At 28.3% G+C, this 13,643-nt stretch carries 11 protein-coding genes; 4 read left to right on the top strand and 7 right to left on the bottom strand.

Translation table 11 applies throughout. The features are described from left to right. Positions 1-22 precede the first annotated feature (22 nt). A complete protein-coding gene (locus WHD08_RS01430) occupies positions 23-3,196 on the top strand; it encodes an efflux RND transporter permease subunit (RefSeq protein ID WP_208889507.1) in 3,174 nt (1,057 codons plus the stop codon). Between the two features lie 500 nt (positions 3,197-3,696). Here the strand turns inward: WHD08_RS01430 and WHD08_RS01435 are convergent, their stop codons facing one another. Beyond that, entirely contained in the window at positions 3,697-4,632 is a 936-nt protein-coding gene (locus WHD08_RS01435; protein WP_208889506.1) for a hypothetical protein, read from the bottom strand. 90 nt (positions 4,633-4,722) lie between these two features. Between WHD08_RS01435 and WHD08_RS01440 the strand changes: the two genes are divergently transcribed. Beyond that, positions 4,723-4,851 (top strand): helix-turn-helix domain-containing protein, encoded by a 129-nt coding sequence (locus tag WHD08_RS01440; RefSeq protein ID WP_340833228.1) that lies wholly within the window; start codon positions 4,723-4,725, stop codon positions 4,849-4,851. A gap of 463 nt (positions 4,852-5,314) precedes the next feature. Here the strand turns inward: WHD08_RS01440 and WHD08_RS01445 are convergent, their stop codons facing one another. The 4 genes from WHD08_RS01445 to WHD08_RS01460 are packed head-to-tail and all read right to left on the bottom strand — an operon-like array spanning position 5,315 to position 7,703. After that, a complete protein-coding gene (locus WHD08_RS01445; protein WP_208889505.1) occupies positions 5,315-5,722 on the bottom strand; it encodes a 5' nucleotidase, NT5C type in 408 nt (135 codons plus the stop codon). A gap of 3 nt (positions 5,723-5,725) precedes the next feature. Then, complete coding sequence (locus WHD08_RS01450) at positions 5,726-6,019, bottom strand: hypothetical protein (RefSeq protein ID WP_208889504.1); 294 nt, start codon at positions 6,017-6,019, stop codon at positions 5,726-5,728. After that, positions 6,009-7,442, bottom strand: a complete 1,434-nt coding sequence (locus WHD08_RS01455; protein WP_208889503.1) for a viperin family antiviral radical SAM protein — start codon at positions 7,440-7,442, stop codon at positions 6,009-6,011. Before WHD08_RS01455 ends, WHD08_RS01450 begins: the two co-directional genes overlap by 11 nt. Positions 7,443-7,499: 57 nt before the next feature. Next, positions 7,500-7,703 carry a hypothetical protein gene (locus tag WHD08_RS01460; RefSeq protein WP_208889502.1) on the bottom strand — a complete coding sequence of 68 codons (204 nt, stop codon included), beginning with the start codon at positions 7,701-7,703 and terminating at the stop codon, positions 7,500-7,502. A gap of 160 nt (positions 7,704-7,863) precedes the next feature. On the opposite strand from WHD08_RS01460, the gene WHD08_RS01465 reads away from it, so the two are divergent. Together WHD08_RS01465 and WHD08_RS01470 are read left to right on the top strand one after the other, a co-directional pair. Continuing rightward, positions 7,864-8,925 (top strand): hypothetical protein, encoded by a 1,062-nt coding sequence (locus tag WHD08_RS01465; RefSeq protein ID WP_208889501.1) that lies wholly within the window; start codon positions 7,864-7,866, stop codon positions 8,923-8,925. Then, the gene (locus tag WHD08_RS01470; RefSeq protein WP_208889500.1) at positions 8,925-9,680 is read left to right on the top strand and encodes a LytR/AlgR family response regulator transcription factor; all 756 of its coding nucleotides are present in this window, start codon (positions 8,925-8,927) and stop codon (positions 9,678-9,680) included. The genes WHD08_RS01465 and WHD08_RS01470 overlap by 1 nt, the downstream gene beginning before the upstream one ends. Positions 9,681-9,695: 15 nt before the next feature. Here the strand turns inward: WHD08_RS01470 and WHD08_RS01475 are convergent, their stop codons facing one another. Beyond that, complete coding sequence (locus WHD08_RS01475) at positions 9,696-10,940, bottom strand: McrC family protein (RefSeq protein ID WP_208889499.1); 1,245 nt, start codon at positions 10,938-10,940, stop codon at positions 9,696-9,698. A gap of 2 nt (positions 10,941-10,942) precedes the next feature. Further along, positions 10,943-13,642, bottom strand: coding sequence for an AAA family ATPase (locus WHD08_RS01480; protein WP_208889498.1), 2,700 nt, complete (start codon positions 13,640-13,642; stop codon positions 10,943-10,945). Position 13,643 lies beyond the last annotated feature (1 nt).

Genomic DNA, 13,643 nt, shown 5'->3' on the forward strand with positions numbered 1-13,643 from the left:
AAATAATTATTAGACAAAATATATGAAATTAGCAGAAATATCCATAAAAAGACCTTCACTAATTATTGTGCTTTTTACAATTCTAATTATTGGTGGGCTTTTCAGTTATAGTCAATTAAGTTACGAATTAGTCCCAAAATTTGAAACAAATGTAATCACCGTTTCAACCGTATATCCCGGAGCGTCTCCAAATGAGATTGAAAATACCGTTACTAAGAAAATTGAAGATGCAGTTTCCTCGTTAGAAAATATTAAAAAAATTGATTCTAAATCTTATGAAAGTCTTTCAACAGTAATGATTACATTGACATCAAATGCCAATGCAGATTATTCAATAAACGAAGCACAACGTAAAATTAATTCAATTCTAGCAGATTTACCTAAGGATGCAGATCCTCCTTCATTAATAAAATTTTCTTTAAGTGATCTTCCAATCATGACTATTGGAACCAATGGAAAAATGGATGAGGCTGAATTCTATGATTTAATTGATAAAAAAATATCGCCTGTGTTATCCCGTATTGATGGTGTGGCACAAGTAAATATTATTGGTGGTCAAGAGCGTGAAATTCAAGTAAATTTAAATGCAACAAAACTTCAAGGGTACGGTTTATCAGTACCACAAGTACAACAAATCATTTTAGCATCTAACTTAGATTTTCCAACAGGAAGTATTCAAACTAGAGAACAGAAAATATTAATTCGATTAGCAGGTAAATATAAAAATGTTGATGAATTAAGAAATTTGGTAGTATCCTCTCAAAACAATATTCAAATTCGTTTAAAAGATATTGCAGATGTTCAAGACACTCAAAAAAATGCTGAAAAAATAGCACGTGTAAATCAAAAAAGCGCAATTATTTTACAAATTATAAAACAATCAGATGCTAATGCAGTTGCTGTTAGTGATAAGGTTGTAAGCACAATAAAATTACTTGAAAATGATTATAAAACAAACCAATTAAAATTTAACATAGCTAAAGATAGTAGTCGTTTTACATTAGAAGCATCTGATTCTGTTATACATGATTTAATGATTGCTGTATTTTTAGTTGCTTTTGTAATGTTGTTTTTCTTACATAGCATTAGAAATTCTTTAATTGTAATGGTTTCCATTCCTGCATCTTTAATTGCAACATTTACAGGCATTTACTTGCTTGGGTATACACTAAACTTAATGAGTTTATTAGCATTATCACTAGTTGTAGGTATTTTGGTTGATGATGCAATTGTTGTTTTAGAAAATATCTATAGACATATGGAAATGGGGAAAAATAGGGTTCGTGCAGCTTATGAGGGCACTTCTGAAATAGCAGGAACGGTAACTTCAATTACCTTAGTAATTGTTGTAGTTTTTTTACCAATTGCATTGAGTTCTGGTTTAGTTTCCGACATTATCACTCAATTTTGTGTTACCGTAATTATTTCTACATTATTTTCTTTATTAGCGTCTTTCACTCTTATTCCTTGGTTATCTTCTCGTTTTGGAAAACTAGAGCATATAGAGGGTAAAAATTTATTTGGAAGAATTATTCTACGTTTTGAAAGCTTTCTAACGAATTTTACAAACTGGATTTCTAGAATACTAACTTGGTGTTTAGATTATTATAAAACTACTTTAATTGTTGTTTTAGTGTTGTTTTTTAGTTCTGTAGCACTTCTTCCTGCTGGATTTATTGGTAGTGAGTTTTTTGCGGCATCTGATAGTGGTGAGTTTTTAGTTCAAATTGAAATGCCTAAAAATGCTTCATTAGAGCAAACCAACTTTATGACTCAAAAAGCAGAAGCTTTTTTAAATTCAAAAAAATATGTTTACAGTCAGTATTCAACTGTTGGTCAAACCAGTGAAGGAATGGGGGCTGCTCAAGCTACGGCATACAAAGCTGAAATTAATGTTAAAATGATTGACCAAAACGAACGTACGGATGGTGCTACTGTTTTTGCTGCAAAAATAAAACGAGAATTAGAAAAGGTTTTAGTTGGTGCTAAAGTTAAAACGGTTCCTGTTGGTCTTTTAGGATCAGCCGAAAATGCAACATTAGCATTGGTTGTTACAGGGCCAAATGTAGAAAGTGCCATGAAATTTGCCAAATTAGCAGAGTTAGAATTACGTAAAATTGCAGGAACTACTGAAATTAAACTAACTGTTGAAGAGGGAAGTCCGGAAGTTAATGTTCAAGTAGATCGAGATAAAATGTCTGCTTTAGGTTTAACACTTCAGACAGTAGGTGTAACTATGCAAACAGCTTATAGTGGTAATACAGATGGAAAATTTAGAGGCGGTGAATACGAATATGACATTAATATTAAATACAATGCATTTGATAGAAAAAACATTAATGATGTTAGTAATCTTATTTTTGTGAATAACATTGGACAACAAATTAAGTTATCACAATTTGCAGCAATCACTGAAGGTTCTGGTCCAAGTCAATTAGAACGAAGAGATAAATCTCCTTCGGTAACTGTTCAAGGACAAAACGTTGGAGTTTCATCAGGAACAATTGTAACACAATGGCAAGAAAAGCTTGATAAATTAGAAAAACCAATTGGAGTTAATTATATTTGGAGTGGAGATCAAGAAAACCAAAGTGAAGGTTTTGGTACTTTAGGAATTGCACTATTAGCTGCTATTATATTAGTTTATTTAGTAATGGTGGGGCTTTATGATAGTTTTATTCATCCATTTGTAGTTTTGTTTGCTGTTCCATTATCATTTATTGGAGCGTTGTTAGCATTGGCCTTAACTAATAATTCATTAAATATATTTACTATTCTTGGTATTATTATGCTAATTGGTCTAGTTAGTAAAAATGCCATTATGTTGGTAGATTTCACCAACCAGCGAAGAGCTGCAGGAGAATCTATTAGAACAGCTTTAATTCAGGCTAATCACGCTAGGTTACGTCCAATTTTAATGACAACTATTGCTATGGTGTTTGGTATGATACCGATTGCGATTGCTTCAGGAGCAGGTGCAGAATGGAAAAACGGTTTGGCTTGGGTAATTATTGGAGGATTAATTAGTTCTCTTTTTCTTACGCTGGTGGTTGTTCCTGTAATTTATGAAATAATGGAAAAAATAGTTGATAAATTAACTAAGGGTGAATCTGTAGATTATGAAGCAGCAATGCATGAAGTTTACGAACATCATGATTTGAGTGAAGATGGATATACTCCTAAGCACGAAATGTAGTTAATTCAAAATATTTATATAAAGATAATTCAAAAGCTCCATTTTAAGGAGCTTTTGTCTTTTTAAGAAACTGTATGTTTTATTTTTTACTTAAAAAAGCTTTCAATATAAATTAAACATTAAGTTTTTTACAATTGATATTGGCTAAGTGAAGTCAAACAAATCTACTTTCCAATACAATATGTAGTATTTACTTATTCTATTGGGTTTGTAGCAGTTTTGGTGTACAAAAGCTGCACACTTTTATTTTCTTTTAGCTGTTGTTTAGTGGATAAATGTACAAATATTTTTGAAGTGTTTATTCATAATATATTTTTTCTGTTAAATTAAATAATGATTTTTTAAAGTCATAAACTTAATTAGAGGTTAAAGGATCCATAGAATTAGCAATGTCGATAGGCCCATTTTACCCAAGCTTTTTTCTGTTCGTCAAATGTATTATTTGATTTATCTTTTTTAATAGCTGCATTAATATAGTCTCTTAAAATAGTTGCTTTACTCTATTTCTCACTATCAATAATTAAATTCTGAATGCGTTCTTCTGTTTTTTTTATTAGCAACAGTCTTTCTTCTTCTTTTAAACGTTCAATTTTATTTATTTGTTTTTGTTCTGCCTGTTCCTTTCTAAGGTCATGCCAGTATTTACAGTCTTGCTCTATCCATGCAATAATGTTAGGAATATACTCTTCAATTTTTTTATTTTCTTTATCTATCCAACTTTTATGTTTGTAAGATGGTCCTGCTCTAAATTCTAAGTTACTTGTTTTTACAAAGCTTTGATTAGTCCATCCTTTGTTGTCTGTGGTGCGAATGCGGTTATATTTTTGACGTAAATAAAATACTGTTTTTTGCCCAAACATTTCAACACAGCAATTACCATATTCAAAAACTATAGAATGGTTTTGTTTGTATATATATGAAACAATTACATTCATTATCTTTAGTGCTCTATTCCGAAGTTTTAGGTCTGTATGAATAGGAAGAACCTCATTAAACACTTTTCTTTCAATCTCATAATTAGTTTTAGTTAATTTATCTAGATCTTCTAAACCTTTCTTTGTTTTTAAAATAAGTGGATGAGGATTTTTTAATGTTAATGGAATATTAAAACTACAAGTAGAGTCATTTTTTAGTTCAAAAAACCTTTTATTAAAAGGAGAAGTTAAAAACGGAATATCTTTATCGCCTTCGTTTCGTTTTACTAGTTCAATCTTTTCTTGAACTTTTTTTTCACTCTCTGGTAAATCAATTATAATAATAGCTTTATTATACTTTATTTTCTGCCAGTGACCATTAGGAGGTAGAGGAATATTATAATATTTACATATTTTCCTTAGATCACTAGTAGAAATACGATAGTTTTTAGAAATTGCAGATATAGATTTTGACCAAACTAAATTATATAATTCTATCCTTGTTAGTGTTCCGTTATCCATGGTGTTTAATGTTAAGCCTAAGGTAATTACTCCCAATTTAATAATTTTTATTCTCTATAATTTATTTTTAGTTTTATATTTTTACATATAATGAAGAGTTTATCAGAATTTGTTAAAGAGCGAAGAAAATCTGCTAATTTAACTCAAATTGAGTTTGCCGATATAGCAGGAGTAGCTCTAACTGTTGTACGTAAAATAGAGCAGAGAAAACGAATTTAAACATAGATAAAATAAACCAAGTTTTAAGTATGTTTGGTCATACATTAATGCCTATTAGAGAAGAAAGAATAGAAGATAATGAGGTTAAATAATAAGTGTTTTATCCATTACATTTAGTTAATAATTATCTAATGAGGATTAATTTATCCTTAATAACTTAATAAATCATAAAATTATGAAAGAATTTATGAGCCGTTTAAATTTATTAATCGGTTCAAATAGATTTTTTATTGATTTTGCATGCTATTTATTAGTAAAAGTGAACTATTCATATTCTACTAATTTAACGAAGTGAAATAGTGCCCAAATATTTCAAATAAGGCTCTTTTTCTATAGAATTAAAATTAATTACTAATAAACATACTTAACAAACCCTATTTTAAAGAAAGTATCAAACACTTCTACTTTATAAATAAAAATAGAAGTGTTTAGAAAAACTATCAAGGCTTATTACAAAAGGATATTATTTCAGATATTCAAGAACATCGTTCCAATTACTATAAGATTTTTGACCAAACATAATATGCACACCTTCAAACTTGTCTACACCATGATTTTTTGTGTCATCGATTATATAATCTCCTTTTACTAAATTTTTATGATGAGTTAATATCAATCTTTTTTTAGCTTCTAAACCTATATGCTTCTCAACCCACAATCTTTTTTCCATCCAACAATGTGGATTACTCCAAACTGGAGTAGATACTATATAACAATCGTATTTAACACTTAACTCTTTAAATGCTTTTACAGCACCTTTAATTGGTTTCTTATTGAAGAAAAAACCTTTTTTATTCTTATTTTCTTTAAATGATCCATCACCAAATTCTACCAAAACGCCATCCATATCTATTAATACTATCTTCTTCATAATTTAAATTTTATCTATTATTATATATTGCTGAATTCTTTTTGTTGCCAAATACTCCTGAAACTGACAATAAAAGCATGTGATTAAGGTTTTGTTATCAATTTTAATAAAAAGTTCTTCATTTATGTTTTTATTTATTTTCTTTAATACTTTGCGACTAACGATAAGTAGCGTATTACAATTATTAGTTTCTATGTCTTTTAAAATTTTGGATAAAAGATTATCACTAATTTTTCTATCCCATTGCCTGTAACTAAAATGGTCTGATTTACAAAAACCTTCTATTCTATTTTTCATAACACAAATCCTCCTTTTTTAAATCTTGGCTTTTGACATTATTCCAATTGTAAATTCCTCCCCTGTTTAAAAACTTACCATAATCATAATTCATTGTTTTTAAAGCTTCCTGTATACCAACTTCTAAAATTGGTTTACTGTAATTATGTGTTCCTTGTGCATTATCAAAAAAACGTCCTGCAGGATCAACCATTACATAGCTCCCTTTAATTTCATCATTAGATTCTGGAACAATAGTTTCTACGTCTTTATGTGTGTTTAAAAAATGAGTATATTCAACATCTGTTATTTTAAAATCATCAATCTTACTATCGTTTTGTCCTTTTATAGGTAAGACTTGTAATACTTTCCAGCGTTTTGGTTTGGCATATTCTATAAACGCAGTTAAATTGTCCTTATAATTTACTTTGTTAACTACCGTGTTAATTTTTAAACCATAACCATACTTATGGATCTTGTTTATCAATTCGTAATAAAAGGCTTTAGATAATGGCTTTTTTCCTGTAATTGCTCTTCCAATTTTAATGTTGTTTTCATCTTCCAAGCTATCTATACTAACAGCAATCCAATCTAAATATTTTTTATTTTCCTTTAAAAAGTCATCCGTTAATTTACTGCCATTGGTCACAATCATAGTTGTCATTCCTAATTGTTTTGCTGTTTTAATTAAATTTGGCAACCATTTACAAAGCAACGGTTCTCCTCCTGCAAAAGTTATTTTTTCAAATCCTGCTGCGGCTATTTTTCTAACCACTTCTAAAGCTTCATCCTCTGGTAAATGCCCTTCTGGTAATATGGTTTGTTTTACATCTTTAAAGGTGGCAAAACAAAACTTACAACGCATATTACATGGCTCCCATAAATGAAAATTTATACTTGGTATTCGTTTTATAATCAATTGTTTTTGATACTGTTTAATTATTGAGTTCATTACTTCTTTTGGTGTTAAACCGTCAGTATTAATAACCAAATCGTAATTATCTTCATTAGTAAAATCTACACCATAGTTTTCTCTAAATCGATCTCTCATGGTTCGATTTCTTAGCTGAATAGCTTTTTTGCTTGTTGTTTCATCACTTCTATCTTCTAGATGTATTCTTTTAGAAGCATTTTCATCAGATACTTTTAAAAGTACATGAAATGCATTTCCTATAAAGTGAAATCCTAGTCTATAATCAATGACTAAATTGTTTTTACTATTACATTCCTTTTTAAACTTTTCATCTATTTCATTATCCAGTCCAGGTTCTGCTTTACATTTATTTTGAAATTCATTAATATCCATTCCATACTCTTGCCTTGCATAATCTCTAGTGTAATTTCCCACAGAAATAAATTGAAAGTTTAATTGTTCTTGAATCATTTTACCTACAGTAGATTTTCCTGTTCCTGCAAATCCGCTTAATGTTATTTTTGTATTCATAATTTTGTTTTTTTTTAAATCTCATCCTTAATTTTAAGAATGAGATTAAGTTCGTTTTTACTTGTTTGTGTTTTTAGATCCTACACTTTGTGCTCTTGCTGCAAAACTTCCTTTTACGACATTTTCTGATGTGGTAGACTTAGCAGTTGAACTATGAATTCTTGTAGCTGATTTGTTTGTTATTGGTCTTGATTTACTCATAATTACTTGTTGTTTTAAATTACTTTCAAAAGCTTTAATTTGAAGACTATCTTCTGTCAAAACTTCCGTTCTTACATCAAAGATGCAGAAGAATTAAATTTAATTTTCAGGTTTGGGATAGACCGAGTATATTTGGGATATAGACTGACTTATTTGGGACATATAAAAAAGGAAACTATAGAGTATTCTCTATTTATAATAAAAATCAACCCTATTATTAATGAACACATTATCAAGACAAGCTAAATTATTGGCAGAAAACGAAAAGTTGATGATTATTATACTAATCCTTTTAAGCTTTCTTGTTTTAATAATTATAAGAAATTGGTATAACCTATATAAAAAACGTTCTTTTAGGAGAGAGAATACCTTGTTAAAGGCACAGTTGCAATCAATGCAAATAACAATCAAAAACGATAAAAAAAAATTAAAAAATACTGCACTTTTTGAACTAAAACTAAAGAATAATGAAGCTCAGATTTCTAACTTAAATAAAAATATTACTGATTATAAAGAAAAATTTTATGCAACTTTAAGTGATAAAGAAAAGAAAATTGCACAACAAAAAGTAGCGATACATCTTCAGGAAAAGGATATAAATCATCAAAGAAAGGCATACGAACGTTATGTTGATTTTAAAAATGTGGAGGCAAATAATACACGTCTTGGAGCACATTTTATAAAGAATGTAATTAGTCAGATTTATGAAGATTTAGAGGAGACTGAATTAAGTTATAAAACCATTTTTGGAATACAATATAAAAGAATCAAGGATAAGAAAAAGATACCCTCAGTAAAAGCATTAAAAAATATTTTTAAACTTTTAGATTATAATGTTTCCGCTTTAAATACAGAAAGTACAACTATAGAAGATGAATTAATACACATTAATATGTTTTTAGAGCTGATACAATATCTAAAGCCTAATGCTAAAATATTAATGCATGATTCACTTACTGCAAATCAAAAAAATACAATAAGGATTAAGCCTACTTTATTTTTTCCCTTTTTAGAAAATGCTTTAAAACACGGAAGCTTAAATAATGAAAGTTCATTTATAAGTATTGATCTTAAAGAAAATAAACAAAAAGAACTTAGTTATTGTTTAGTGAATAGTACGGAACAAGTTTTAATTAATAAAGTAAATGAGAAAATCTCTAGTAAATTTGGATTAAATGCATTAAAACAGCTTGTAGATACTTATTACCCTGGTAGTAAAATAGAAAGTACTCCAATATCTAATAATCAATATTTAGCACAATTAACTCTAACTATAAAATAATGATACGTTATATTCTTGTTGATGATGAACCTAAAATTATAGAGAGGGTTAAAGCTAAAATTGATACAATAGCAAAATCTTTTAATTTAGTGCATATAAAAAGTTTTGATAGCTCTTTAAAAGCTTTTGAAGAAATAAATGAATCGGATTATGATTTACTCATTGTTGATTTTGAAATGCCTATTTTTAATGGTATTGAGTTAGCAAAAAAAATAGCTATAGATAAAAAAATAATTTTCTTAACTTCCACTACGGACAATGAAAAACTAGTAATTAATGAACTAGATATTTCTGGTTATTTAAGCAAACCATTTGAGCTTGAAGAGTTTAAATATGTTTTAAAAAATAAGGTTATTGGTAAGATAAAACCTTTACCTATTTCAAATTCAAATAGTACAATTACTTTACATATTGGAACAAATAGAGATATAAGATTTCAACTAGATCAGGCTTATTATATAAGTAGAAGTAAAAATTTTGAAAACAAAAAACCGGATAAGAATTGCGTTCGTATTTATGGAGAAAATGATGAAGTTCTGTTTGATAACGTCAGAAAAAGTATTAATGAACTTCATTCGGAATTAAAAATATATGGCTTTGAAAAAATTAATCAAAGTACTATTATTAATATGTTACATATTAAAGAAAGAGATAATACAAATATAAGTTTGTTTCATTGTAAAGAAACTTTTGAAGTTACTGCCAAAGAGAAACTTAGTTTTGTAGATAGATTAAGAGCTAAATTTAAAAGTTAATTTTTTATAAAAAATTTAAAAATCCAATAACTTTAAAATATCAGTAGCAATATCTTTTCTAAGGTTACCTTCAGTATCTAAAACAGAAACAAACCCCATTTTACATTGATGTTTTATTTTTTTTGAATCTTCATTATTGTCTAAGGAGTAATCGTCTGTTAAGTACGATTTAAATTTATTTTCAGAAGTTTTTCCAGGATACAATAAAACAGCCTTTTCTGCATCCCAAAAACGGCAATAGGCATACATTTGACGTAAATCACTTACAGAAGCCGAACTTTTTAATGGTCGTTTCCATTTGGTGTCTATAATGTACCTTTGATTTCCTTTTCTTAAAACAATATCAGGTCTTAAACTATTTGCGCCCCAAAATGATTTTGATTCTTGTCCTGAAACTGTAATATCTTTTCCTTCGCAGGCTTTTTGAAGTTGTTTTAAAACATATTCTTCCCAAAGTTGATTCATATCAAACAATAAAGACAACATTTTTTCTTTTCCGCTTGCAATATCTGGAGAGTAATTTAAAATAATCAATCGTGCTAAATCTAAGGCGGGTTTATAGTTATTCGATTTTCTGTTTAATATAATGGTGTTTAACTGTTTTACGGTAATGGTTTTAGTATCTACTTCAGGAAAATTTAAAAGAACTCTATTTGTTGTGTCTTGCAATCTTGTGCCTTTTGTAAATTGACTAACAATAGTTAACGCTTTGTGTAATACTTGATGCAGAAAATGATTGCTATCATACACTTGATGCGTTGTATAAAAACGTTCTTTATGAACGATATTATGTCTTATGTTTCCTGCGAATTCTAATTTCCCTTTAAGCGCTTTTGTGTTTTTAGTTTGCTTTCTGTATTGTTTGATGAAACCTTTCCGAACCAAGATTTCTACTTCTTTTAAGTACAACTCAAAATATATTTCTAATAAATTAAGATGTTGTCTTCTTACATTTGCGTCTCCAGAGGAATCTGCTTTAATTTTTCCACAAGCTTTCAACATTTTTAATAAAACACCTTTCCACTTGTAATCTTCATCATCTTTGTCAGCTTTTGGATTAATTTCTATAATTAAACCATCTACTTGAATAACTCCAACATACTGATTAAAGCGAATCCCTTTTGCAATAGGCTCAAAATAATTACCATCATGGTATTCATTTAATTTTAAAAGCGCATCTAAATGCGTTTGTTTAAAACCTTGTGTACCAATGTATAATTTTTGGTGTTCGAAAATCGATATTTTATGCTGTTTTACCAATGTTATTGAGGAGTTTCTTTTGAGCCTAATAATATTGAAACAGCATCAATAACCGTTTTTTCATCAACATGTTTTAGTTCGTAACTAGCGATTTTAAAATCATTCGCATTATCATATTTAAAATCAGCAAAATTAATAGTATCATTTTTATTAATTTTCACAAAACCATTACCCAAAACCAACCCAATTTTCCCATAATCTCCATAAAAATATTCTTGTAGTAAAGGCACAATTTTATTGTTAAAAGCATTGGCTAATTTCTCTGTTGAAGTAACATTTACAAAGTAGGAGTGACCAATGGTATGATCTCTATCGATTAATAATTCTATACGTTGATTTATCTTTTTTAAAACCTCAGAAAGTTTTATTCCTTCCACTTCCCCATTTTTAATAACAACATAATCTGGCATCATTTCTTTAAACTCGAAACGACGACGTAAGGCAGTGTCTAAGGCCTCAACGCTTCTATCTGCTGTATTCATAGTTCCATAAATGTCAATATTAAAAGGTACGCTAAATGCTGTCTTAGAGTAGGGGAGTTTAATACTTATCTCGTTCTTAGCGTCTTTACGTTTGTCTATTTCTATTAATGTAATGAGCTCGCCAAAAATAGCTGAAACATTTCCTCTGTTTATTTCGTCTATAAAAATAGCGTATCTATTGTTAGGATCATTTTTTGCTCGTAAACATAATTTTTTAAAAACACCATCTTCAATGGCATATCCTAGATCTTTCGATTCTTCTCCTTCTTCTGGTGAAATTGGTTTGATTCCTTCAATAAAATCTTCGTATGCAAAAGATTGATGGAAAGTAACAAAGTCGTAGTTTTTAATTGTTATATCATCATTTGCTTTATATTTTTTTATTTTTTCTAAATGTTCAAGAGCTTCTGGGTAAAGTTCTTTTAATTGTGTATCCACAATTGACCATTTAGAATTGTCATTTTTATTGAAAATTAGTGGCTCAATACGTTGCTGTACTTTCACATTTTTACATTCTAAAACAGTGTGTGTTTGTAATGAACTCCATAAAATTGGTCTAATATTTTTAGAGGAGGATAATTTAGATTTAGCAATTATTAATTCATGATTCAATAAATCATTAGTTTTTGCCAATTTAAGATCTAAAACTGCAATCGTAATTATTTGCCACCAAGTAAAATCAGTGACAAAATTTTCTAAATATTGTGATTTAGTTAAACTACCTTGAGCTACTGTATATTTTTCAAATAATTGATCTTTTAAATAAAAAGTTTTTCCTGTTCCTGGAGGTCCGTATAGAATTTGATTTGTTGGAGGAGTATTATTTGTCTCTATTACATTTTTACTTTCAACTTTATCTCCATTCATAATCGCTAATAGTTTATCGTAATAATTTGTACTTTCATTTCCTTTTTCTTTGTATTTAGTAATATTGGTTAATGTCTTTAATGCCAAATTATCATCCAATTTCCAATTACCTTTTAAAAGCCAATCTACATTTCTATAATTTTTATAAGATGCTCTCTCATCATCATAAAATAATTCCGAAGTAACTTCTCCGTAACCTAACAATTCATGTATCCCTTTTTTTACAATAATAATATCTCCTGGTTTCATTACTTTTAAAAATTCGTAATTCGCAGCGGTATTATTTGTTTTAGCGGAAGTAGTATCCGCTAATTCTTGAAGTTTTATTTGAATTGATTTTTTAGTGGAATATGCATTTAAATCACCTAAATCATCCCAACCAAGTCCCATAATTCCCTTTTCATAAAACTCGTCCCATTTACTAGCATTTTCTCCTGGAGCATACATCCAATAATTTATAGGTTCAAATTTATTAAACATTTGATATAAAATGTCTTGAGCTACTAAAAGATTGTTAGAGCCATCATAGTATTCGGGGATAGAAGCTTTTACGAGTTCAATAAGTTCGGTATCATTTTCTATATATTCAGAAATTATTTGATGTATCAATTCTAAATAATGTGCATACCTTTCATTTATTTTTGCTTGTTCAATATTTAATAAATCACATAATTCCTTATAATAGGAATACTTGTAAAAAGTATATTTTTCTGGATTGTAAAAAGTTAAATAAACCGATATGGTTCTTTCATCTTGATGATGCGAAAGAGTTTCTCCTAACCCTCTATAAAATTTTAAAGTTTCTTCGTTAAACGCTTTAACTCTAGTATTTAAATCAATAGATTCATTAAAGAGATTTTTAAATAATAATCGTATTTTTTCGGGTTCTTTAAGTAATAATTGTTTAATAACTGCTTTACTCATAGCATAAGGCAAATTATCGTAATCAATTTTTTTTACTTCATCTAAAAAATTATCAGCATTTAAATTAGGAAGTCCTTTGTATGTTTTTAGTAATTCCCATTTGTAACGTTCATCTTTTAAATGTGTTTTTTTAATTTCTTCTTTGTAATTATCTATAAGATTTTGTAGCTTATTTTTATGCATATCTAATATTAGAAATCCCATTTTTTTTAAATAATTATTTGTTGCTGCACCACCATTATAGTACCAAATTTTCTCTCCATTCATTTCTTTATGAGCATAACGCATAACTTCTTTTGGTGGATATGTAGTGTTATCTATTTTTACTAACCATCTAGTAGATTTTGTTAGTTTAATTTGTTGTTCTTCTATTTTATTAATAGCGTTAAATACGTGGTTTTTTGTAATACTATTTGGAGTAAATGCCATA

It is taken from the genome of Polaribacter sejongensis, assembly GCF_038024065.1.
GTDB classification, from domain to species: domain Bacteria; phylum Bacteroidota; class Bacteroidia; order Flavobacteriales; family Flavobacteriaceae; genus Polaribacter; species Polaribacter sejongensis.

Bases quoted from the DNA above. Each gene is read 5' to 3' on its own strand.
- WHD08_RS01430 (WP_208889507.1), top strand. From the start codon at position 23: ATGAAATTAGCAGAAATATCCATAAAAAGACCTTCACTAATTATTGTG.
- WHD08_RS01435 (WP_208889506.1), bottom strand. From the start codon at position 4,632: ATGGATAACGGAACACTAACAAGGATAGAATTATATAATTTAGTTTGG.
- WHD08_RS01440 (WP_340833228.1), top strand. From the start codon at position 4,723: ATGAAGAGTTTATCAGAATTTGTTAAAGAGCGAAGAAAATCTGCTAAT.
- WHD08_RS01445 (WP_208889505.1), bottom strand. From the start codon at position 5,722: ATGAAGAAGATAGTATTAATAGATATGGATGGCGTTTTGGTAGAATTT.
- WHD08_RS01450 (WP_208889504.1), bottom strand. From the start codon at position 6,019: ATGAAAAATAGAATAGAAGGTTTTTGTAAATCAGACCATTTTAGTTAC.
- WHD08_RS01455 (WP_208889503.1), bottom strand. From the start codon at position 7,442: ATGAATACAAAAATAACATTAAGCGGATTTGCAGGAACAGGAAAATCT.
- WHD08_RS01465 (WP_208889501.1), top strand. From the start codon at position 7,864: ATGAACACATTATCAAGACAAGCTAAATTATTGGCAGAAAACGAAAAG.
- WHD08_RS01470 (WP_208889500.1), top strand. From the start codon at position 8,925: ATGATACGTTATATTCTTGTTGATGATGAACCTAAAATTATAGAGAGG.
- WHD08_RS01480 (WP_208889498.1), bottom strand. From the start codon at position 13,642: ATGGCATTTACTCCAAATAGTATTACAAAAAACCACGTATTTAACGCT.